19 protein-coding genes and 1 pseudogene are annotated in these 20,565 nt (G+C 73.7%); 8 read left to right on the top strand and 12 right to left on the bottom strand.

Annotated features, from left to right (window positions below; genetic code table 11):
* Positions 1-244: 244 nt before the first annotated feature.
* Complete coding sequence (locus ACF073_RS10995; RefSeq protein WP_392068496.1) at positions 245-3,007, top strand: AAA family ATPase; 2,763 nt, start codon at positions 245-247, stop codon at positions 3,005-3,007.
* A gap of 19 nt (positions 3,008-3,026) precedes the next feature.
* On the opposite strand, the gene ACF073_RS10990 is transcribed toward ACF073_RS10995, so the two are convergent.
* Positions 3,027-4,184, bottom strand: a complete 1,158-nt coding sequence (locus tag ACF073_RS10990; RefSeq protein WP_392068494.1) for an alpha/beta fold hydrolase — start codon at positions 4,182-4,184, stop codon at positions 3,027-3,029.
* Between the two features lie 180 nt (positions 4,185-4,364).
* On the opposite strand from ACF073_RS10990, the gene ACF073_RS10985 reads away from it, so the two are divergent.
* On the top strand, positions 4,365-5,045 hold the full coding sequence (locus ACF073_RS10985) for a TetR/AcrR family transcriptional regulator (RefSeq protein WP_392068493.1): 681 nt from the start codon (positions 4,365-4,367) through the stop codon (positions 5,043-5,045).
* Between the two features lie 112 nt (positions 5,046-5,157).
* Here the strand turns inward: ACF073_RS10985 and ACF073_RS10980 are convergent, their stop codons facing one another.
* The 5 genes from ACF073_RS10980 to ACF073_RS10960 all read right to left on the bottom strand — a co-directional run bounded on the left by ACF073_RS10980 (position 5,158) and on the right by ACF073_RS10960 (position 10,145).
* Positions 5,158-6,027 (bottom strand): MBL fold metallo-hydrolase, encoded by an 870-nt coding sequence (locus ACF073_RS10980; protein WP_392068490.1) that lies wholly within the window; start codon positions 6,025-6,027, stop codon positions 5,158-5,160.
* A 187-nt stretch (positions 6,028-6,214) separates the two neighbouring features.
* On the bottom strand, positions 6,215-7,651 hold the full coding sequence (locus ACF073_RS10975) for an MFS transporter (protein ID WP_392068488.1): 1,437 nt from the start codon (positions 7,649-7,651) through the stop codon (positions 6,215-6,217).
* A gap of 112 nt (positions 7,652-7,763) precedes the next feature.
* On the bottom strand, positions 7,764-8,510 hold the full coding sequence (locus tag ACF073_RS10970; RefSeq protein ID WP_392068486.1) for an FAD binding domain-containing protein: 747 nt from the start codon (positions 8,508-8,510) through the stop codon (positions 7,764-7,766).
* 182 nt (positions 8,511-8,692) lie between these two features.
* Complete coding sequence (locus ACF073_RS10965) at positions 8,693-9,499, bottom strand: SGNH/GDSL hydrolase family protein (RefSeq protein ID WP_392068485.1); 807 nt, start codon at positions 9,497-9,499, stop codon at positions 8,693-8,695.
* Positions 9,500-9,551: 52 nt separating this feature from the next.
* Positions 9,552-10,145: a PadR family transcriptional regulator gene (locus ACF073_RS10960; protein WP_392068483.1), complete on the bottom strand. Its 594-nt coding sequence runs from the start codon at positions 10,143-10,145 to the stop codon at positions 9,552-9,554.
* A gap of 184 nt (positions 10,146-10,329) precedes the next feature.
* Between ACF073_RS10960 and ACF073_RS10955 the strand changes: the two genes are divergently transcribed.
* A complete protein-coding gene (locus ACF073_RS10955; protein ID WP_392068481.1) occupies positions 10,330-10,722 on the top strand; it encodes a nuclear transport factor 2 family protein in 393 nt (130 codons plus the stop codon).
* A 50-nt stretch (positions 10,723-10,772) separates the two neighbouring features.
* On the opposite strand, the gene ACF073_RS10950 is transcribed toward ACF073_RS10955, so the two are convergent.
* Positions 10,773-11,465, bottom strand: coding sequence for a type 1 glutamine amidotransferase domain-containing protein (locus ACF073_RS10950; protein WP_392068479.1), 693 nt, complete (start codon positions 11,463-11,465; stop codon positions 10,773-10,775).
* A 167-nt stretch (positions 11,466-11,632) separates the two neighbouring features.
* On the opposite strand from ACF073_RS10950, the gene ACF073_RS10945 reads away from it, so the two are divergent.
* On the top strand, positions 11,633-12,586 hold the full coding sequence (locus tag ACF073_RS10945) for a LysR family transcriptional regulator (RefSeq protein ID WP_392068477.1): 954 nt from the start codon (positions 11,633-11,635) through the stop codon (positions 12,584-12,586).
* Between the two features lie 281 nt (positions 12,587-12,867).
* Positions 12,868-13,266 (top strand): ACT domain-containing protein, encoded by a 399-nt coding sequence (locus ACF073_RS10940; protein ID WP_392068475.1) that lies wholly within the window; start codon positions 12,868-12,870, stop codon positions 13,264-13,266.
* Positions 13,267-13,391: 125 nt separating this feature from the next.
* On the opposite strand, the gene ACF073_RS10935 is transcribed toward ACF073_RS10940, so the two are convergent.
* A complete protein-coding gene (locus ACF073_RS10935; protein WP_392068474.1) occupies positions 13,392-14,321 on the bottom strand; it encodes a LysR family transcriptional regulator in 930 nt (309 codons plus the stop codon).
* A 143-nt stretch (positions 14,322-14,464) separates the two neighbouring features.
* Here ACF073_RS10935 and ACF073_RS10930 point away from each other — a divergent pair, with 143 nt between their 5' ends.
* Together ACF073_RS10930 and ACF073_RS10925 are read left to right on the top strand one after the other, a co-directional pair.
* Positions 14,465-15,544 carry a YncE family protein gene (locus ACF073_RS10930; RefSeq protein ID WP_392068472.1) on the top strand — a complete coding sequence of 360 codons (1,080 nt, stop codon included), beginning with the start codon at positions 14,465-14,467 and terminating at the stop codon, positions 15,542-15,544.
* A 47-nt stretch (positions 15,545-15,591) separates the two neighbouring features.
* Positions 15,592-16,479, top strand: a complete 888-nt coding sequence (locus ACF073_RS10925) for an NAD(P)H-binding protein (protein WP_392068470.1) — start codon at positions 15,592-15,594, stop codon at positions 16,477-16,479.
* A gap of 105 nt (positions 16,480-16,584) precedes the next feature.
* On the opposite strand, the gene ACF073_RS10920 is transcribed toward ACF073_RS10925, so the two are convergent.
* From ACF073_RS10920 to ACF073_RS10905, 4 genes are all read right to left on the bottom strand, one after another.
* On the bottom strand, positions 16,585-17,862 hold the full coding sequence (locus tag ACF073_RS10920; RefSeq protein WP_392068468.1) for an APC family permease: 1,278 nt from the start codon (positions 17,860-17,862) through the stop codon (positions 16,585-16,587).
* 101 nt (positions 17,863-17,963) lie between these two features.
* Positions 17,964-18,311, bottom strand: coding sequence for an arsenate reductase ArsC (locus ACF073_RS10915; RefSeq protein ID WP_392068930.1), 348 nt, complete (start codon positions 18,309-18,311; stop codon positions 17,964-17,966).
* A gap of 58 nt (positions 18,312-18,369) precedes the next feature.
* Positions 18,370-19,485 carry an ACR3 family arsenite efflux transporter gene (gene arsB, locus ACF073_RS10910; protein WP_392068466.1) on the bottom strand — a complete coding sequence of 372 codons (1,116 nt, stop codon included), beginning with the start codon at positions 19,483-19,485 and terminating at the stop codon, positions 18,370-18,372.
* The gene (locus ACF073_RS10905; protein ID WP_392068464.1) at positions 19,482-19,871 is read right to left on the bottom strand and encodes an ArsR/SmtB family transcription factor; all 390 of its coding nucleotides are present in this window, start codon (positions 19,869-19,871) and stop codon (positions 19,482-19,484) included. Before ACF073_RS10905 ends, arsB begins: the two co-directional genes overlap by 4 nt.
* Before the next feature lie 104 nt (positions 19,872-19,975).
* Here ACF073_RS10905 and ACF073_RS10900 point away from each other — a divergent pair.
* A pseudogene (locus tag ACF073_RS10900) lies at positions 19,976-20,353 on the top strand (arsenite S-adenosylmethyltransferase); the annotation flags it as partial.
* Between the last annotated feature and the right edge of the window lie 212 nt (positions 20,354-20,565).

Here is a 20,565-nt window from a genome sequence, read left to right as displayed (position 1 = left end):
GCGCGGACGACCGGACGCGGCTGACCCCGGCGCACCAACGGCCGGGCACGCGGAGGGTCGGGCACGCGGAGGGTCAGGCGCACGGACGGCAGGGCGCGCGGAGGGTCGGGGGCGCGGAGGGTCGGGCGCGGCCAGCCCGGGCGCGCTGACGGCCGGACCCGGCTGACGCGGGCGCACCAACGGCCGGGGGCGGCTGGCAGGATGCCCGAGTCATGATCACCGGGCTTGAGGGAGAACGACCGTGATGCACGCTGGTGCCGACCACCCCGCCGATCCGGGCATCCTGGGCAGAGCCTCCGAGCTGTCCCGGATCGGGGATCTGCTGAAGGCGGTGGACGGCACCGGGCCGCAGGTGCTGGTGCTGACCGGGGAGCCGGGTGCGGGCAAGAGCACCCTCGTCGACTGGGCCGCCGAGCAGGGCCGGGCCCGCGGCCTGCGGATCCTGCGGGTGCGCGGCAGCGAGGGCGAGGCGGGTCTGGGGCTCTCGGGCATCCACCAGTTGCTGCACCCGCTGCTGCCCGGTGACACCCTGCCCACCCCGCAACGGGAGGCGCTCGACCGTGCTTTCGGGCCGGCGGCACTGCCGGGCGAGCTGTCCCTCGACCAGTTGTCGCTGTGCGTCAGCGTGCTCGCCCTGCTCGGCGACGCCGCCGCGCGGCAGCCGCTGCTCCTGCTGGTGGACGACGCCCAGTGGCTGGACCTCGGTTCGGTGGACGTGCTGGGTTTCCTCGCCCGGCGTCTGGACGGCACGCCGGTGGTGATGCTGCTCGCCGCGCGCGAGGAGGCGGTGCCCGCCCGCTTCGACCGGGACTTCCCGCAGGTGACCGTCGGCCCGCTGAGCCGGGCGGCGGCCGGCCTTCTCCTGGACGCCCACCCGGACCCGCCGCGCGGCCGGACCCGCACCCGGATACTCCAGCAGGCGGCCGGCAACCCGCTGGCCCTGATCGAACTGCCCCGGGCCCTCGCCCGGGGCCGCGGCGCCACGGGCCAGGACGGCGCCACCGCCCTTCCGCTCACCGCCCGCCTGGAGAACCTCTTCGCCGCCGACCTGCCCGGCCTTCCCGAGCCCACGCGTGAGGCCCTGCTGCTGGTCGCGGCGGCGGGCAGCGGGCAGCTGGCCGATCTGCTGCGTGCCGCCCCGTCATCGGACGTGGTCCAGGCGCTGGCGCCGGCCGAACGCGTCGGTCTGGTGCGGATCGAGGACGGCCAGGTGCTGCTGCGCCATCCGCTGGTCCGCTCGGCCGTCTACCAGGCGGCGTCCTTCGCCGAGCGCCGACAGGCCCATCTCGCGCTGGCCGCCGTCCTCACCGAGGAACCGGACCGCCGTGCCTGGCATCTGGCCGCCGCGGCCACGGGCCAGGACGCGGCGGTCGCCGACGCCTTGGCCGAGAGTGCCGAACGCGCCCGCGCCCGGGGCGGATACGCGGCGGCAGCGGCGGCGCTGGAGCGTGCCGCAGAGCTGACCCCGGTCGCGGAACCGCGTGCCCGGCGCCTGCTGGCGGCGGCACAGGCGGCCATGTTCGCCGGTCACCCGCAGTGGGTCGGCGAGATCAGCGGGCGCGTCGGCGGCCTGACCGGTGATCCTCTGCTGCGTGCCGAGGCCTCCCTGCTGGGCGGGTGGGCCCTCGGGGTCACACTGCGTCACGAGGAGGCGCTGACGCTGCTGTTCGGTGTCGCCGAGGCGACCGCGGTCTCGGCCCCGGAGCTGGCGCTCGGCACCCTGAGCACCGCGGCGACGTCCGTTTACAACTCCGGGGCGCCGTTCCATCGGACGGAACTGCGCCGGATCAGCGAGCTGATCGACGCCCCCGGTGACGCCGCCGCCCTCGCCTGGGCCGAGGCGGTCGTCGATCCGCATCAGCGACGGGCCGAGCTCATGGGGTTGCTGGCGGAGGGCCTGGCCGGCATCGGGCAGGAGTCGCTGGGAGACCTCACGGCGATCGGCGGCGCGGCCTGGATCCTGGACGAGACCGAGGAAGCCGTACGGACTCTCCGGCGGACCATCGACGTCCTGCGGAGGGCGGGCAGCGCGGGCACGAACGCCACGGTCACCCAGGCGCTCGCCCTCGCCCTGTTCGAGAGCGGTTCCTGGACGGCGGCCCGGACCGCGGCCGAGGACGCCTTCTGGATGGCGACGGAGGCCGGGGCCGACAACGTCACGGTGGGCGCCTGCGTCCTGCGCGCGACGCTGTGCGCGCTCCAGGGCGAGCACGCCGCCGCGCGCAGCCAGGCGATGGACGCCGTGCGGGGCGCGGACCTGCGCAGATCGCTGAGCCTTCAGGTCCGGCACCGGCACGCGCTGGGCATGGCCGCGTACGTCGCCGGAGACCACGCCGACGCGTACGAGCAGCTGCGCGCGGCCTTCACCCGCGACTTCCGCCCCGCGCCCGTCCATTACCACGCCTCCGTCTACCTGCTGGGCGACCTGGCGGCGGCCGCCGTGCGTGCCGGGCGGGCGGACGACGCGCGCACGGTCGTGGACGCCGTGGAGCAGGGGCTGCCGTCCGGCAGATCCCCCCGGCTGGCCGCCGTGCTCCACCGGGCCGCCGCCCTGCTGAGCGACACCGGGGACGAGGAGCACTTCCGTGCGGCCCTCGCCGACTCCGTCACCGACTGCTGGCCGTTCGAGAAGGCGCTGGCCCGGCTCGACTTCGGTGAGTGGCTGCGCCGGCGCCGGCGCAGCGCCGAGGCACGGCCCCATCTCGGTGCGGCACTGGAGTGCTTCGAGCGGCTCGACGCCCGGCCCTGGACCGATCGCGCGGCGGCGGAACTGCGGGCGGCCGGCGCCCCCGTGCCGGCGTCTTCGAGTCCGGCGGGCGAACTGACCTCACAGGAGCTGCAGATCGCCGAACTGGCCGCCCAGGGCCTGACCAACCGCGACATCGCGGCCCGGCTCCATCTCTCGCCCCGGACCGTCGGCTACCACCTGCACAAGATCTTCCCGAAGCTCGGTATCCGCGCCAGGGCCCAGCTGCGCGACGCGCTCTCCCAGGATCCGCCCCGGTGACGGCGCGGACCGTCCGCGCTCACCGGGCGCCGCCGAGCCGCGCGTCGAGGAAGCCGGTGATCGTGTCCATGACCTTCCGGGTCGACCAGGGGGCGCCCGCGTCGGGATCGCCGAGGAAGGCCATGTCGCCGTGGCCGGCTCCCTTGATGACATACCTGGTCGCGTCGGTGCCCGCGGCCTTGAGGGCGTCGGCGAGGATCAGTGACTGGCTGGGCGAGACGATGCGGTCGTCGTCTCCCTGGAGCAGGATGAAGGGCGCGGTCCTGGCGTCGATGTGGCTCGCCGGGTCGGAGGCCGCGCGGGCAGCGGGGTCGCCGACGACGGTCCGCCGGGACCCCGGCCCGAACACGTACGCGTTGATGAAGCTGCCCGGGGCGTTGTACGTCTTCCGTGTCGCCGCGTCGAAGTCGTCGGCGACCCTGGCGAGATCGCTCGCCCCGAACTCGTCCACGACGGCCTGCACTTCGCTGCTCCGGTCGAGGTGGTCCCCGATGTCGAAGCGCCTGTCGCCGTTGGTGGTGCCGGCCATGGCCGCTAGGTAGCCGCCCGCGGACTGCCCCCAGACGGCGACCTTGGCGGCGTCGAAGCCGTACTGGTCGGCGTGCGCGCGCAGGAACCGTACGGCCGACTTCACGTCCGCGACTCCGTCCCGGTAGGTCGCGCCGTCGGCGCTGGTGCGGTAGGTGATGCTCGCCACCGCGTAGCCTTGCTCGGCGACATAGGTCCGTTGCGCCAGGTTCGCCTTCCTGTCGGCCAGGACGAAGCCGCCGCCGGGGATGTAGACGACGAGGGGCTTGGCTCCGGCGCCCTCGGGCACCTGCAGGTCCAGCTTGAGCTCGGTCTTCCTGCCCCGCGTGACGGGTGCCGCGTAGACGATGTCCTGATGGGACGACAGGCCGGTCCGCCCGCACCGGATCTGCGGCCCCGTCGCCTCGACGACCGTGCTCGTACGGGTGTCCGTGGGCTTCACGGTCTTGGCGACCGGTACCGCCCCGCCTTTCGCCGTACCCCCGCCTCCGCCGTGCGGGGGCGCGGTCGGTGCGGCCTCCCGGGGGCAGGCCGTCGGCGAGGCGGCGCGGGCGGGAGTGCCGCCGGACTCCGCCGAGCAGGCGGTGAGTGCCGCTGCCAGGGCGCAGGCCGCGGTGACGGTGGTGATGAGCCGGTTGCGCATGGTCATGGCTGTCTCCCTGGGCTCCGCAGTAAGCGGATATCACCTATCCGCTTACCATGGAGGCTAGCATCAACCGGATACGATGTATCCGGTTATCCCCCGCCCCCGGTCGGCGATCTCGCCGTGGCCGCACCGCCGTACGATGAGCCGACCCGACCGCCTCTCCCGCCGTCCCGGAGCGCAGCCATGACCGCCGACAAGCCGGTACAGCCACCGCTGCGCAAGGACGCGGAGCTGAACCGCCGGCGGATCCTCGCGGCGGCGCGCGAGGTCTTCCGGGACCAGGGGGTCGCGGCGACGCTCAACGACATCGCCCACCACGCGCACCTGGGCGTCGGCACGGTCTACCGCCGCTTCTCCGACAAGGAGGAGCTGGTGGACGCGCTCTTCGACGACATGGTCGACACCGTCGACGGCCACCTCGCCGAGGCGCTGGCCGAGGAGGACGCCTGGCTGGGTCTGACGCGCTGCCTGGAACGCCTCTGTGAGGTGCAGGCCTTCGACCGCGGCCTGCGCGAGGTCATGCTGGGCACCGGACGCGGACCGGCCCGTCAGGCCCAGATGCACGGGCGCGTGAAGCCGGCGGTGAAACTGCTGCTGGCGCGGGCCCAGGAGCAGGGCGCACTCCGTGCCGACCTGGTTCCGTCGGACTTCCCCGTGCTCCAGCTGATGACCGCCGCCGTCAGCGAGTTCGCCCCGGGATCCGACACCTGGCGGCGCTATCTCGCGATCCTCGTCGACGGCCTCCGCGCCCGCCCCGACCTCGGCACCCTGCCTCCCGGCATCACCGACGAACCGGACGTCGAACAGGCCGTCATCGACGCCAGCCAACGCGACGCACGCGCCCGCCGGAGCGGCGGCTCCTGACAGGAGGCAGGGCGGGCAACCCCCCGCCGCGCACCCGACCCGGTCAGGCGGTCCAGCCGGGCGACCGTGGAGCGCTGGGCTCTCGGCGGCGCTCCACGGGCCGGTCGTCAGGTCACCAGCGGACGCCCGCGAAGTCGATCGGGCGCGGGCGCAGCAGACGAGCGCGCTCCGTCAAACCGTGCAGGCGCCGTGCCATCTCGGCGGCCGGCAGCCGGCGCCGGTCGCCGTGGCCCGGCAGGACCCATTCGAACCGCAGCCGCCGCGCGGTCCTGGCCAGGGACTTGGCGAGTTCCTCGATGGAGTACCAGGTCACGGTCTCGGCGACGGCGAGGTCACCGTCGGCGCGCGACCAGTAGAAGCTGTCGCCGGTGAAGCAGTAGCGGTCGTCGGCGAGATACAGCACGCTGCCCTCGGTGTGGCCCGGCAGCGGGTGGACGGTGACGCCCTCGGCGATCTCCCTGGGTTCGATTCCGCGGATGACCTGGTCCGCGTCCGGTGCGGCGTCCAGGTCGCCCTCGTGGATCCACAGCCGGGCGCCGAAGTGGTCGGCGTACCGGCGGCCGTGCGCGGCGTGGTCGCGGTGGGTGAGCAGGACGTCGGTGACGGGCCCGGACGCGGCGTAGCGCTCGGCCAGCGCGGCGCTCCAGCGGGGCGTGTCGATCATCATGCGGGTGCCGGACGGCCGCAGCAGCAGGTAGGAGTTGGCGCCCGCGGTGTGCGGCGAGTTGTGGCCGCAGATGAGCACCCCGTCGTCCAGGGCCAGTGGGAACGGGTCGAGCGCCTGGTCCGCGCGGCCGGTCAGCGGCCGGATCGAGCGGGTGGGACAGGCGAAGACGGCGGCGTGTAAGCGCTGGTTCTCCGCCTCGTCGGACGGCGGGCGCAGGATCTGTGACTTTCCGTCGGCCTCGCCGATCAGCTCGGGCGCGAACTGCCGGGCCACGTCGCAGTTCGTGCAGCGGTCGTCCACGTACCATCCGTCCACGGCCGGGCTCCTTCTCCGGGGAAGCGGCCTCGGCAAAGGCCGCTCCTCCAGGGGTAACCCGTCGCCCGTCGAACCGCCAGGCCGTGCCGGCCTTGTGTTTCCGGCTCCATGGCGTTCTCGGCAGGGGGATGCGAGCGGATGCCACCTCTGCCGTTTCCGCACGGAACGACCCGCCACGCGCGGCACCTCACCCGGCGGCGCGCACCGCTGCGACCGTGCCGGAATCCTCCGTCCGGGCAGGTGCCGTCGACCGTGCGGTGCAGGCCACGAGGAGGACGACCAGTCCGCAGGCGGCGACCAGGCACCAGCCCGGACGGGCGGCGTGGGCGAGTCCCGCCGGGCCGGTACCGGCGACCAGGCCGCCGGCGAGGGCGATGCCGAGGGCGGCGCCGATCTGGCGTGCGCTGGATGTGATCGCGCCCGCCACACCGGCCCGGGCCGGTGGCAGTCCGCTCACGGCCGTGTGGGTGATCGGCGCGTTGGCGAAGCCGAACCCGATGCCGATGAGGAGGTAGGCGAACAGGAGCAGGAAGATGCTGGTGTGCCGGTCGAGTCCGGTCAGGCAGAGCCCGCCGGCGGTGAGGAAGCCACCCGCCAGAGCCAGTGGCGGCCGCGGGCCGATACGGCCGACCAGGCGGCCTGCCCAGGGCGCGCAGACGGTCGCTCCGGCCGCCATGGGAAGCGTCGCCGTCCCGGCGGCCAGCGGGGTGAAGCCCCGGGCGTGCTGGAGGTAGAGGGTGTTGAGCAGGAGCGCCGCGTTCAGGGCGACGAAGACGGCCACGGCGCCGACGACCGCACCGCTGAACACCGGTCCGCGAAAGAGCCGGGGATCGATCAGCGGCTCGTCCCGGCGCAGTTCCACCCACACGAATCCCGCCGTCGCCGCGGCGGCGACGGCGCAGGCGGCGGGCACGGCCGGCGCCGTCCAGCCGACGCGCGGCGCTTCGATCAGGACGCCGACCCAGGCGCCGATCATCACGGTCAGCAGGATCTGCCCGGGAACGTCCGGCCGCCGCGCTTCCCGGGCCCGGGACTCCGGCACGAACACCGCGCTGAGCACGAGGGCGGCCACGATGACCGGAGCGTTGATCCAGAACAGCGAGCGCCAGCCGAGGGCCGCGACGAGGGCGCCGCCGGTGACCGGGCCCGCCGCCATGCTGAGCCCGAACACCGAGGCCCAGACGCCGATCGCCTGCGCCCGCTCGCGTGGATCCGGCATCGCGTTCACCACGATGGCGAGGGCCACGGGACTGAGCATGGAGGCGCCGATCCCCTGCACCGCGCGGGCCGCGACCAGCGCGCCCGCCGACGGGGCCAGCGCGCAGACCAGCGAGGCCGCGCCGAAGACGGCCAGTCCCCACTGGAACACCCGCCGGCGCCCGAACCGGTCGGCGAGCGCACCGGAGGAGATCAGCAGACCTGCCAGGACGACGGTGTACGCGTCGACGGTCCACTCGAGACCGCGCGTGCCCACGCCCAGGCCGTCCCCGATGGCGGGCAGGCCCACATTGACGATGGTGGTGTCCAGTCCCACCAGGAACATGCTCAGACAGCAGACGGCGAGCACCGTCCAGCGTCCGCGTGCGCTCAGCCGCGGGGGCTGGTCAGGGCAATACGTGGTCACGGTCGTCGGCCGCCTCTCCGGTACACGAGTCGTACCGGGTCAGGCTGCGGCCCGACGCCCCCGGCTGACCAGCGTCTTTGCGGAGACGGCAAACGGCGGCCGGCCGCCTCGCTCAGTGCGCGGCGCGGCCCGCCAGCAGCCCCGTCACCTGCGTGCGGACGACGTCCCACGCGGCGCGCGGAAGTTCACCGAGGGCCGTGTCGCGCAGCGCGTCGAGCGCCTGCTCCGCGCCGGTCTCGGCGCCGGGGCCGGCGTCCGCGCCACGGAGTGTGGTGCCGGTGAGCACGTCGTAGCCGTCGCGTACGGCGACGCGCAGGCGGTCGGGCTCCCCCTCCCCGGCGTGCAGGGCCGACGCCACGACGAGGGGCGGCTCACCGCCGGCCTCGCCGGGCAGTTTTCGGTACGCCGACGCCATCGGCGTACGCCAGTGCAGGCTGAGCAGGACGGGACGCTTGGCGACGACTTCGGAGAGGTCCGTCTCGTGCACACCGTCGGATTCCAGGATGCGCGCCCGGGCGTCCAGGACGAGCGCGGCGGGCAGCAGGCAGCGCAGGGTGCTGCCGACGATGTTGCCGCCGACGGTCGCGGTCCGCCGCACGGCGCCCGTGCCGACGGTGGCCGCGGCCAGCCGCAGGACGTCCGGCACCCGCGCGTCGATCCGGTGCAGGACGACGGCGCCGCCCAGCGTCTCCCGTCCCACGGCGTTGGCCTCAGGCAGCTCCCGGAGCGACACCGCGAGTCCGGGGAAGCCGTCCCGCTGCCAGGCCGCCCAGACCAGCGTCGCCCCGCCGATCGGCACGGCCCCCTCGGCCAGGCATTCCTGGGCTTCCGTCACGGACGTGGGCAGACGCAACAGCACAGCGGCCTACCTGCCTTCCTGGGGCTCGGACGAGAGGCGGGCGCGCGCCCGCGGCCCGCCGACAGCGCAGTCTTCTCGCGCGGCAGGGGGCGCGTACAGGGCTCACACGCGCATACCGTGCGCGCTCCCCACCACGCGCCCCGGCGGCGCGGCCCTGCCTCTGGGATTCCGGCCGCGCGAGGTCATGCCTGCCGGCTCGGCGCGGCCGCGACGGGGGTGAGGTGCGGGCGCTTGGCGGCGCGGCCGTCGCCCGAGGAACGGCCACGCAGCCGTCGGGCGATCCAGGGGCCCAGGAAGTCGGCGGCCCAGCGCAGCTCGTGGACACCGGCCCGCCAGCCGGTGGGGGCCGGGGTCGGCGGGGCGGGCAGCGGGTGCGTCCAGGAGTCGTCGCTGTCCGGCAGGGCGAGGGCGTGGGCGACAGCCGCGGCGATGCGCTGGTGGCCGAGGGGGCTGGCGTGCAGGCGGTCCTGGCTCCACAGGCGCAGGTCGGTGACCACGGGGTGGTCGGACGTCTCCGCGACGGCGACGCCGTGCCGGTGCGCGGCCTCGCGGATGCGCTGGTTGAGGGCGATGACGCGAGGGCTCACGGGCCGGGCCAGCGGGGTGATGCGGGCGACGTCGGGGAAGGTGAGCGTGGCGACCCGCGTCCCCTGGGCGGTCAGGGCGGCGAACATCGCCTCCAGGTGGCCGGCGACCTCGTCGGCGTCGAAGCGTGGCCGCAGCAGATCGTTGACCCCTGCCACCACCGTCGCCAGGTCCGGCCGCAGGGCGAGGGCCGGGGCCAGCTGTTCGGCGTGGACCTGGCCGGCGAGGCGGCCGCGGACGGCGAGGTTGGCGTACCGCAGGCGGGGGTCGTGGCGCGCGAGGTGCTCCGCGAGCCGGTCGGCCCAGCCGCGCAGTCCCGTCGTGTCGTCGCCGTCGCCGACACCTTCGGTCTGGCTGTCGCCGAGGGCCACGAACCGTGAGAAGCGCACCTCTGTGCCGGGCATGGGCAGGGCCTCCGTTCGATGAGCGGGGCGGGGCGGTCGTGGGCGCGGCGGGTCAGTTCTCCGGGGCGGCGTGCCGCCGGGCACCGGCCTGCGCCGCACGGCGGCGCAGGGTGCGGAGCGCCAGCTCGCCCCACCGGAGGTTCTCCCGTTCGAAGGCCATGCCGCGCAGCAGTGTCAGATACGGTCCGATCCGTTCCGCCCGCGCGTAGTACTCGTCCTCCGTACGCCCCTGCAGGAGGCGCTCCTGAAGCCGTTCGTAACGGGCGAGCTTGGCCGTGGCCCACCCCATGTGCTCACTGATCGCCGCCTGTACGGCTTCGAGGTCGCCGACGTCCGCGCACTGGACCTTGACCATCAGCTCGTCCCGGATCGCCGTCGGCTTGCCCAGCGGTTCGGCGACGTAGGCGCGGACGGCCCGCATCCCTGCCTCGGTGAGCGAGAAGAGCCGCTTGTTCGGCCGGCGCTCCTGCTCGACGACCCGGGCGGAGATGAGCCCTTCGCCCTCCATGCGCTCGAGTTCCCGGTACAGCTGCTGCGGGGTGGTCATCCAGAAGTTGGCGACGGAGGCGTCGAACTCCTTGGCGAGGTCGTAGCCCGACGCCTCTCCTTCGAGGAGCGCGGCCATCACCGCGTTGCGCAATGCCATGCGGGGCAGAGTAGCGCATCGTTGATTAGTCGTGAATGCGACTAGTGGCAGAAGGGAGTGATGTGAGCGGGCGACCGGTCGGCACCGCCGCCTCACCGCGAGAGGCAGCAGGGATGGACATCTCCCCGAACCCGCCCCTAGTCTCACTTGCACCTATTCAACGAATTGACTAGAGGTGATCCCCGTGCACCCCTTCCGCAAGGCCGTCGAGACACAGGACCACGAGGCCCTGGAGGCGTTGCTCGCCGACGAGGTCGTGTTCACCAGCCCGGTCGCCTTCAAGCCGTACCCGGGCAAGAAGATCACCGCCGCGATCCTGCGCGGGGTGTCCCGTGTCTTCGAGGACTTCACTTACGTGCGCGAGATCGCCAACCCGGACGGCCGCGACCTCGCCTTCGTCTTCACCGCCACGGTCGGCGGCAAGCAGATCCAGGGCTGCGACTTCCTCCACTTCGACGAGGCGGGGAAGATCGACGACTTCCTGGTGATGGTCCGCCCGCTCTCCGCCGCCCAGGCGCTGGCCGAGGCCATGGGCGCCCAGTTCGACCGGATCGCCCAGGAGGCGGCGGGGAACTGACCGACCCGCTACGCCGTGGCCGGCGCGGCGAGCGGGCCGGTTCCCGCAGGTCAGGCCAGCTTCTTCAGCAGTTCGGCGGCGAGCGGGGCGGAGGAGGCCGGGTTCTGGCCGGTGACGAGGTTGCGGTCGACGATCACGTTCGGCGCCCACGGCTCACCGGCCCGCACGTCGAGGCCCGCCTCTTCGAGGCGCGTCTGCAGCAGCCACTTCGCCTTGTCGGCGAAGCCCGCCTGGGTCTCCTCGGCATTGGTGAACGCCGCCACCCGGTAGCCGACGAAGGCGTTGACGCCGTCCTGCTCGGCGGCGAGCAGCGCGGCGGGGCCGTGGCAGACCACACCGAGGGGTGTGCCGGAGGCGAGGGTGTCGATGAGGAGCCTGCCGGAGGCGGCATCGACGGCGAGGTCCTCCATGGGGCCGTGGCCGCCGGGGTAGAAGACGGCCGCGTAGTCGCCGGGATCGGCGTCCTCCAGGCGGATCGGGGTACGGAGTTCGGCGAAGGCGGCGAGGCCGGAGGCGATCCGGTCGGCGCCCTCCTGGCCGCCGTTCGCCTCGGGGGCGAGGCTGCCCCGGTCGACGGTGGGGACCACACCGCCGGGCGTGGCGACGACGACCTGGTGGCCGGCCGCCGTGAAGGCCTCGTACGGGGCGACGGCCTCCTCGGCCCAGAAGCCGGTGGGGTGTTCGGTGCCGTCGGCGAGCGTCCAGTGGTCGACGCCGGTCATCACAAAGAGGATCTTCGACATGGTGCTTCTTTCAGCGGAGCCTGACATTGCCTGCGCACTGACGCTCCGGGTGGGGACCGTCAGGGTGTGCCGGTCTCGAACGTAGAGCGCCGGGACATGCGATTCCAATGAGGATGCCCATGTCCGCCATGGAAACTCCTATACCTCGCCGGGCTTAGATTCTTCCTGTGAGCAATGGCGAACCCCCTCGCGGAGATCCGGTCCCGCGGCCGGCGACCGGCACCCCGCACCAGCTCGATCTGAACCTGCTGCGCACGTTCCTCGCCGTGTACCGGTCCGGTTCGTTCACCGGTGCAGGCCGGCTGCTGGGGCTGTCGCAGCCCACGGTGACGACGCAGATGCGCACGCTGGAGCGGCAGACGGGACGGGTCCTGTTCGAGCGGCTGCCGCGCGGGGTCGCGCCGACGGCCGTGGCCGACGAGCTGGCGGTGCGGGTCGCTCCGGGCCTCGACATGCTCGCCGGGGCGGCGGGCCCGGACGCGGTGCCCGGACCGCCCGCCGAACCGGTGCACCTCGCGGGTCCCGCCGAGTTCCTCTGCACGCTCGCACTGCCCGCGCTGGCACCGCTCGTGACCGACGGGGTACGGCTGCGGGTGGCGACGGGCCTGACCGACGCACTGCTCGACGAGCTGCGGGCCGGCCGTCACGATCTGCTGATCGCCACGACCCGCCCCCGGGGCCGTACGGTGTCCGCCGTCCCCCTGATGGACGAGGAGTTCGTCCTGGTGGCGGCGCCCTCGTGGGCCGAGCGGCTGAGGGCGCCGCTCGCCGCCGAGGGTCCCTCGGTGCTCCACTCCGTCCCCCTGGTCACCTACGCGGAGGACCTGCCCATCGCCCGCCGCTACTGGCGCCATGTCTTCGGCCGCCGCCTCTCCTGTGCCGCCGCCGTCACCGTGCCCGACCTGCGCGGTGTGAGGGCCGCGGTGGCGGCAGGAGCGGGCTTCACCGTGCTGCCGCGCTATCTGTGCGCCGACGAACTGGCCTCCGGCGCCCTCGTCCCCCTCCACGAACCCGAGGACCCGCCGATCAACACCGCCTATCTGGTCCAGCGCCCCGGCGCCCCCGACAACCCGGACGTGATCCGGGTCCGCGACCACCTGCTGCACGCCGCCCGCGGCTAGCCAGGCCCCGGACGCGACGGCGGACACGGCTAGGCACCTCCCTCGTCGGCCACGGCTCCGCGCGGCCGGAGGTTCCCGACAGGGAGCCGCACGCGCGGTGCGGGGACCGGCTGCCGGCCCGGACACCGAGCGGCCTCGCGGCACTCGCGCCGCCCGGCGTGCCGGTCGAGGTCGACGCGCTCGCCGTCCGGCCGACGGCACCGCCGGAGCCCGCGGCCCCGGATGCGCGCTCGGCGGACGCCTGAGCGGCCGCCCGGCCGGACGGCCCTTAGTGTGGGGCTGTGACGGGAGAAACTGATCTGCCTACCCTGCTCAGCGGCATGCGGCCGGAGCTGAACCCCGGCCGCTATGTCTTCACCATGGCCGAGGGCGGCGTACCGTCCGGGGTCACCCCCGTGGTCACGGTGGCCGAGCGGGAGGGGCTCACCCTCGTGGTGCCGCAGTCGGACGCGGACGCGGCCGGGATGGGCTACGACTACGTGGCCGGCTGGATCACCTTGAACGTCCACTCCGCCCTCGACGCGATCGGCCTGACCGCCGTGGTCGCCCGGGCTCTCGCCGACGCGGACCTGAGCTGCAACGTGGTCGCGGGCTTCCACCACGACCACCTCTTCGTGCCCCACGAGCGCGCCGAACAGGCGTTGGAGATCCTGCGGCAGCTGGCCGACGCCCCGGGCTGAACCGGTATTCGGCCGGGCACCCGACCGCGCCGAGGCCGTCCGGAGCAGCCCCCGCGCCGGCGCGGCGCACGGACCCACCGCCGGACGCCCGTCCTCGGCGTGCCCCTCGGCACCGAGCCGACCGCTCACCCCGCGGCCCCCTGAGCACCTGCGTCACCCCCCTCCCCCGGCGGTGTCGACACCGCGGCCGCCAGATGGTCGCGGAACCAACGGTGCGCGGGGTCCGTCGAGTTGCGCGGGTGCCAGGCCATGCCGAAGTCGAGCGGGGCCAGTTCGAGCGGCACGGGGAACGTGCGCAGGCCCAGTGCGGCGATGGTGTCCGGGAGCCAGTCGGCCAGGGTGAGGGCGACGAGGTCGGTGTCCCGGGCGAGCAGCATCGCGCTCGTGTGACTGGGCACGACGACCGCGACACGGCGCCGCAGCCCGCGCTCCGCCAGCGCGCTGTCGATGGGCCCCAGCCGCTTGCCCATCCGGGAGATGCCGATGTGGTCGGCCGCGGCGAACCGGCGGGCGTCGATCCGGCCGCCGAAGAGCGGATGACCGGAGCGGGCGACACCGACCAGCGTCGCCCGGGTGAGTCCGCGGGTCCGGATCTCCGGATCGAGGTGGCCGAGGACGCCCAGCTCGACGTCCACCCAGCCCTGCCGCAGCCCGGGTCCGCCCTCGACCGCCTCCGGCAGGAACACCACGTCCACCTGCGGGGCCTCCGCGTGGATCCGGTCGGTCAAGGTGCCGGCGAGGCCGGTCAGCAGCAGGTCGGTCGCCTGCACGGTGAAGGTGCGCTGGAGATGCGCGGCGTCGAAACCGGCCCCGGGCCGCAGGACGTTGTCGCAGCCGCGCAGCAACGCGCCGACCTCGTCCTGGAGTTCCAGCGCCCGCGGGGTCGGGACCAGGCCCTGACCCGCGCGGACGAGCAGCGGGTCGCCGACGATACGGCGCAGCCGGGCCAGCGTACGGCTGACCGCGGCGGGAGACGTGCCCAGCCGCTCGGCGGCGCGGGTGACGCTGTTCTCCTGGAGCAGGGCGTCCAGGACGCGCAGCAGATTGAGATCCATCGAAGCTCCTGACCTGCACTTTTACGCCACAGTCAATGATTAGGTGCCAATCTTTGCATTGTTCCGGCGCTCCGGGCCGCGAAGAGTGGGGACAGCCGCCGAACCGTGCGGCGCCTGCCCCCTCTCAAGGAGCGACCCCTTCCATGCAACCGTCCTCCCACGACCCCGGGCAGCGGTCCGCCCGCTCCGGGCGAGAAGGCGATGTGCTGGCCGTCGTCAGCCAGAGCGGCGCGACCGTCTCGTTCTTCGACGCCGCCTCCGACCGGCTCCTCGGTACGACCGATGTGCTCGCCGAGCCCCACGAGTTGTGCTTCGACCCGACACAGCGGCTGCTGTGGTGCACGACGGCGTACAACTCCGGCTACTACCACGTGAACAGCGGCCGGCGCACCGAGGTCACCGTCATCGACCCCGACACCCGGCGCGTGGTCGAGGTCATCGACCTCGCACCGGAACACGGGCCGCACGGCCTGGCGCTGGATCCGGCACGCCGGCGTCTCTACGTCAGCGTGGAGGGCTCCGCGGACCGGCCCGGCGGTGTCGTCGTGATCGACACCGTGACCCGCCGGCCGCTGGGCAGGATCGACACGGACGCGCCCGGCCCGCACTGGTTCGCCATCGACCCGGCGGGAACGGCGGGCTACGCCGCCAACAAGGAGGCGCCGTTCGTCTCGGTGGTCGATCTCGAACGGGGCACCCTCACCGCCACGGTCGGCGTCCCGGGCAGTGAGGGACTCGCCGTCTCGGCCGACGGCCGCCATGTCTTCGTCGCCGCGCCGTACGCCGGCGCCTTCTCCGGATCCACCGGTGAGCGGCCGGCCGCGGGCATCCGGGTGATCGACGCCCGGACGGCGTCCGTGGTCGACACGCTCCCCACGGAGCACGTGATCCTGCCGGTCCATCTGACCTCGACGGGCACGCTGCTCGCCGGCGAGGTACGGATCACGCCCGACCCGGTGTACCGGCTCGGCCGGCACGCACCTGGCCGGCTCACGGCGTTCGCCGCCGACGGCCGCCGCCGGCTCGGTTCGCTGGAGGTCGGACTCGGGCCGCTGGCCATCACCTCCTCCCCCGACGGCCGGCTCGCCTATGTCGCCTGCGTCGTCTCCTCCACCGTCGAGATCGTCGATCTGGAGACGCTGCGCGTCCTGGCCCGGCTCGACATACCCAGACTCGGCGAGCCCGGCGCCCATGGACTGGCGTACGTCCCCCGCCCGGCCTGATCCCCGGTCCGAGGCTGACCTGACCCCCTGGAAAGGAACACCAAGACATGATCGTGATCACCGCCCCCACCAGCGCCATCGGCCGCCTTCTCGTGAACGGACTGCTCGGACGCGGGGCACCCTTGCGCCTGGTCGTCCGCGATGCCGAGCGGCTCGCGCCCGAGGTCCGCGAGCGCGTCGAGGTCGTCGTGGGCTCGCACGGCGACGCCGAGGTGATCGACCGGGCGTGCCGTGGCGCCGAGGCCGTCTTCTGGCTCGCGCCGGGCGATCCGGCCGCGCCGAGCCCCGAGGCCGCCTACCTCGACTTCACCCGCCCGGCGTGCGCGGCCTTCGTCCGCCACGGCGTCCGGCGCGTCGTCGGGATCTCCGCGCTGGGCCGCGGGACACCGATGGCGGACCGCGCGGGACTGGTGACCGCCTCACTGGCGATGGACGACCTGATCGCCGGCTCGGGCGTCCCCTACCGTGCGGTCGTCTGCCCGTCCTTCATGCACAACCTGCTCCATCAGGCCGGTGCCATCAGGGAGCAGGGCGTGATCTCCCTGATGACCGACCCGGACCTGAGGTGCCCCACCGTGGCCACGCGCGACATCGCCGCCACCGCCGCGCGGCTCCTGCTGGACGACTCGTGGCAGGGGGCCGGAGAGGTCGCCTGCCTCGGGCCCGAGGACCTGTCACCCGACGACATGGCGCGGATCGTCTCCGAGGTCCTGGGCAGCCGGGTCGGCTACCGGCAGGTCCGGGGTACGGCGTTGAAGGAGCGCCTCATGGGCTTCGGGACGAGCGAGCCGATGGCACAGGCGATGGTCGACATGTTCGCCGCCAAGAACCTGGGCCTCGACAACGCCGAGCCGCGCACCGCGGAATCGACGACGCCGACGACGTTCCGGCAGTGGTGCGAGGACGTGCTCAGGCCGGCGGTCAGGGGCGGCTGAGCAGCTGAGCAGTGGAGTACGCGCGGGTTCCGACATCCACCGGGAGCACGGGCGGTGGGGCCGGTTCGTCGTACCTCGCCGGACTCCCCGCGCCGACGAGGGGTGTCAGTGGCCGGTGCCGCCGGTCCTGAGCTTCCGCAGGCTGTAGAGGGCGGCCCCGACGACAAGGACCGCGGTGCCGGATGCCACCGTGCTCATGGGGAGGGCGAACGCCAGGACCGCGCAGCCGGCCAGGCCGACGACGGGGACGAACCGGTCGGTCCGGTGCTCCTCCTCGGTGAGAGTGAAGGCGGAGGCGTTGGCGATGGCGTAGTAAGCCAGGACGCCGAAGGAGGAGAAGCCGATCGCGCCGCGGACGTCGGTGGTCGCGGCGAGCAGGGCGACGACGGTACCCACGGCCAGTTCCGCGTGGTGGGGGACGCCGAAGCGGGGGTGGACGGCGGCCAGGGCGTGCGGCAGATGGCGGTCGCGGGCCATGGCCAGGGTGGTGCGCGAGACGCCGAGGATCAGCGCGAGCAGGGAGCCAAGGGCGGCGACGGCGCCTCCCGCCCGGACGACGGGCTCCAGCCAACTGGCGCCTGCGGTCCGCACCGTGTCTGACAGCGGGGCCGCCGCGTCCGCCAGCCCTGCGGGTCCCAGCACCGTCAGGGCGGCGACGGCGATGAGGGCGTAGACGGCGAGGGTGATGCCCAGGGCGATCGGGATGGCGCGCGGGATGGTGCGGGCGGGATCGCGGACTTCCTCGCCGAGCGTGGCGATGCGGGCGTATCCGGCGAAGGCGAAGAACAGCAGGCCCGCGGCCTGGAGTACACCGGTGACGGTGGTGTCCGTGCCGATGCCCAGCCGTGCGGTGTCCGCGCCCGCGGAGGTCAGGGCGGCGACGGCCACGGCGACGAGCACGGCCAGGACGACCGCGACGATCACGCGGGTCAGGAGGGCGGACTTCTGCACGCCGGTGTAGCTGACCGCGGTCAGCGCCACGACGGCGGCCACGGCGACCGCGTGGGTCTGGGCGGGCCAGAGGTAGGCGCCGACGGTCAGGGCCATGGCCGCGCAGGAGGCTGTCTTGCCGACCACGAACGCCCAGCCCGCCAGGTAGCCCCAGAAGGCGCCCAGGCGTACGCGGCCGTAGACGTAGGTGCCGCCGGACCGCGGGTAGAGGGCGGCCAGCCGTGCCGAGGACGTCGCGTTGCAGTAGGCCACGACCGCCGCCAGGGCCAGAGCGAGCAGCAGCCCGGAACCGGCGGCCCCGGCGGCCGGGCCGAGCGCCGCGAAGATCCCGGCCCCGATCATGGAGCCCAGGCCGACCACCACCGCATCGGACACCCCCAAGCGGCGCTTCATCCCACCGGCGGCCGTCGGCACGCTCCCCGCGTTCATCATGCACTCCTCCTCGTCACGGCCTTGGGACCGGGCGCACCGTAACCGGGGAAGATGACGGGCCGGGGTCGCCGCCGGAACACCGGGTCCTGCTGTGGGCGGTGTCAGCGGGGCTGGAGTCCGGCGAGCAGGACGCGTACACGGCGTTCGATCTCGTCCCGGATCGGGCGGACCGCCTCAACGCCCTGTCCGGCGGGGTCGTCGAGTTTCCAGTCGAGGTAGGTCTTGCCGGGGAAGACGGGGCAGGTGTCGCCGCAGCCCATGGTGATCACGACGTCGGATGCCTGTACGGCCTCCACGGTGAGGATCTTCGGGGTCCGGGCGAACAGGTCGATGCCCACTTCGGCCATCGCGGCGACGGCGGCGGGGTTCACCGTGTCAGCGGGGGCCGACCCGGCGGAGCGGACCTCGACTCGGCCTTGGGAGAGGTGGGTGAGGAAGGCGGCGGCCATCTGGGAACGGCCCGCGTTGTGGACGCACACGAACAGCACCGACGGCTTGGGCTGGAGTTCAGACACGGGCGGAGCCTTCCGGGGACACGGCAGGCTCGGCTGCCGCTGCGGTCTGGGGGAAGTAGCGGCGGGCGGCGAGGGCGACGTGGACGAGGCCGATGAGGACGGGGACCTCGATGAGGGGGCCGACGACTCCGGCGAGGGCCTGGCCGGAAGCGGCGCCGAAGGTCGCGACGGCGACCGCGATGGCGAGTTCGAAGTTGTTGCCCGCGGCGGTGAACGCCAGCGTGGTCGCGCGCGGGTGGTCCAGGCCGACCGCGCGGCCGGCGGCCATGGACCCGGCCCACATGATCGCGAAGTACACCAGCAGGGGCAGGGCGATGCGGCCGACGTCGAGGGGCTTGGAAGTGATGGCGTCGCCCTGGAGGGCGAACAGCACCACGATGGTGAACAGCAGCCCGTACAGGGCGAACGGCCCCATGCGCGGGATCAGCCTGGTCTCGTACCAGGTGCGGCCCTTGGCCTTCTCGCCCAGGCGGCGGGTGAGGAACCCGGCCAGCAGGGGGATGCCGAGGAAGATGAGCACGCTGCGGGCGATCTCCCACACGGAGACATCCAGCGCGGTCTGTTCCAGGCCGAGCCGGCCGGGCAGCACGCTCAGGTAGAACCAGCCGAGTCCGGCGAACGCGACCACCTGGAACACCGAGTTCAGGGCGACGAGGACGGCGGCGGCTTCGCGGTCGCCGCAGGCGAGGTCGTTCCAGATGATGACCATGGCGATGCAGCGGGCGAGCCCGACGATGATCAGGCCGGTGCGGTACTCGGGCAGGTCCGGCAGGAACACCCAGGCGAGCGCGAACATGAGCGCCGGGCCGACGATCCAGTTGAGGACCAGGGACGGGACGAGCAGTCGGCGGTCGCGGGTGACGGGGTCGAGGCGGTCGTAGCGGACCTTGGCCAGGACCGGGTACATCATCATGAGCAGGCCGAGCGCGATCGGCAGCGAGACGCCGGTGACGGTGACCTTCGCGAGCGCGCCGCCCAGGCCGGGCACGAGGCGCCCGAGTCCGAGACCGGCGGCCATCGCGGCCATGACCCATACAGCGAGGTAGCGGTCGGGGAAGGACAGGCGGGCCGCGACAGGGCCGCCCGGCGCGGCGGCCGTCCCGTTCACGAGGCGCCTCCGGCGGGGCCGGCCACAGGGGCGGGGCGGGTCAGGACGGCAGCGAGCCGGTCGGTCATCTCCGGGAGCAGCCGGTAGTACACCCAGGTGCCCCGGCGCTCGGAGTCGATGAGCCCGGCCTGCTTGAGCAGCTTCAGGTGGTGGGAGATCGTCGGCTGGGACAGCTCGAAGGCGGGAGTGAGGTCGCAGACGCAGATTTCCCCGCCCGCGCGCGAGGCGATCATCGACAGCAGCCGCAGCCGCACGGGGTCCCCCAGCGCCTTGAACACCTTCGCCAGATCGACCGCCGACTCCTCGTCCAGGGGGGCGGTCAGCAGGGTCGGGCAGCAGCCGTCGGGGCCGTCCTGGCCCAGCACGACAAGCTCTTGTTTTGACATACTTCTATGTTGACGTTTCTCGATCCAGGGCGCAAGGTTGAATCGAAGAACGTGAATGCAAGCCGGTCCGGGCTCCGCCAGACCCCTTCACCAAGGAGCCGGTCATGACCGAGCAGTCCACCGACCTGCGCGAGACAGTCCGCCGGCGGTACGCCGCGGCCGCGGTCCAGGTCACCGAGGGCGGCACCGCCTGCCGCGGACCGGCCGCGAGCGAGATCGACGACAACGTCGGCTCCACCTTCTACGCCGCCGACGAGCGCGCCGAGCTGCCCGCCGAGGCCGTCGCCGCCTCGCCGGGCTGCGGCAACCCGACCGCGGTTGCCGACCCGCACGAGGGCGACCGGGTCTTGGGCCTCGGCTCCGGCGGCGGCGTTGACGTCCTTCTCTCCGCCCGCCGGGTCGGCCCCACCGGCACGGCCTACGGCCTCGACATGACCGCGGAGCCGGTCACGCGCGCCGGCACCGACGAGAGGGCAACCGGCCCCGCGTCCACCTGCTGCGGCTGACCAGCCCCATACCAGGAACCCGCACCCCCAGCCCGTCAATCAGACGCCCGGGTGTACGGGTTCCAGCCGTTCGAGCCCCAGGATTCTGCGAACCCGCGCGGCCCCCGAAGGCTGGAGCCGAAAGGCCGGAGCAGGGGCGCGGGCCAGGGCCGAACGGCATACGTCCGGCCGCCCCACGCGCACCGTGG

Source organism: Streptomyces sp. NPDC015171, from assembly GCF_043079545.1.
Taxonomy (GTDB): Bacteria; Actinomycetota; Actinomycetes; order Streptomycetales; family Streptomycetaceae; genus Streptomyces.
Note: the sequence above shows the minus strand (reverse complement) of the source record. Positions and strands in the feature narration are given on the sequence as shown.

Bases quoted from the DNA above. Each gene is read 5' to 3' on its own strand.
- ACF073_RS10995 (WP_392068496.1), top strand. From the start codon at position 245: ATGCACGCTGGTGCCGACCACCCCGCCGATCCGGGCATCCTGGGCAGA.
- ACF073_RS10990 (WP_392068494.1), bottom strand. From the start codon at position 4,184: ATGACCATGCGCAACCGGCTCATCACCACCGTCACCGCGGCCTGCGCC.
- ACF073_RS10985 (WP_392068493.1), top strand. From the start codon at position 4,365: ATGACCGCCGACAAGCCGGTACAGCCACCGCTGCGCAAGGACGCGGAG.
- ACF073_RS10965 (WP_392068485.1), bottom strand. From the start codon at position 9,499: ATGCCCGGCACAGAGGTGCGCTTCTCACGGTTCGTGGCCCTCGGCGAC.
- ACF073_RS10960 (WP_392068483.1), bottom strand. From the start codon at position 10,145: ATGGCATTGCGCAACGCGGTGATGGCCGCGCTCCTCGAAGGAGAGGCG.
- ACF073_RS10950 (WP_392068479.1), bottom strand. From the start codon at position 11,465: ATGTCGAAGATCCTCTTTGTGATGACCGGCGTCGACCACTGGACGCTC.
- ACF073_RS10935 (WP_392068474.1), bottom strand. From the start codon at position 14,321: ATGGATCTCAATCTGCTGCGCGTCCTGGACGCCCTGCTCCAGGAGAAC.
- ACF073_RS10930 (WP_392068472.1), top strand. From the start codon at position 14,465: ATGCAACCGTCCTCCCACGACCCCGGGCAGCGGTCCGCCCGCTCCGGG.
- ACF073_RS10925 (WP_392068470.1), top strand. From the start codon at position 15,592: ATGATCGTGATCACCGCCCCCACCAGCGCCATCGGCCGCCTTCTCGTG.
- ACF073_RS10920 (WP_392068468.1), bottom strand. From the start codon at position 17,862: ATGATGAACGCGGGGAGCGTGCCGACGGCCGCCGGTGGGATGAAGCGC.
- ACF073_RS10915 (WP_392068930.1), bottom strand. From the start codon at position 18,311: ATGGCCGCCGCCTTCCTCACCCACCTCTCCCAAGGCCGAGTCGAGGTC.
- ACF073_RS10905 (WP_392068464.1), bottom strand. From the start codon at position 19,871: ATGTCAAAACAAGAGCTTGTCGTGCTGGGCCAGGACGGCCCCGACGGC.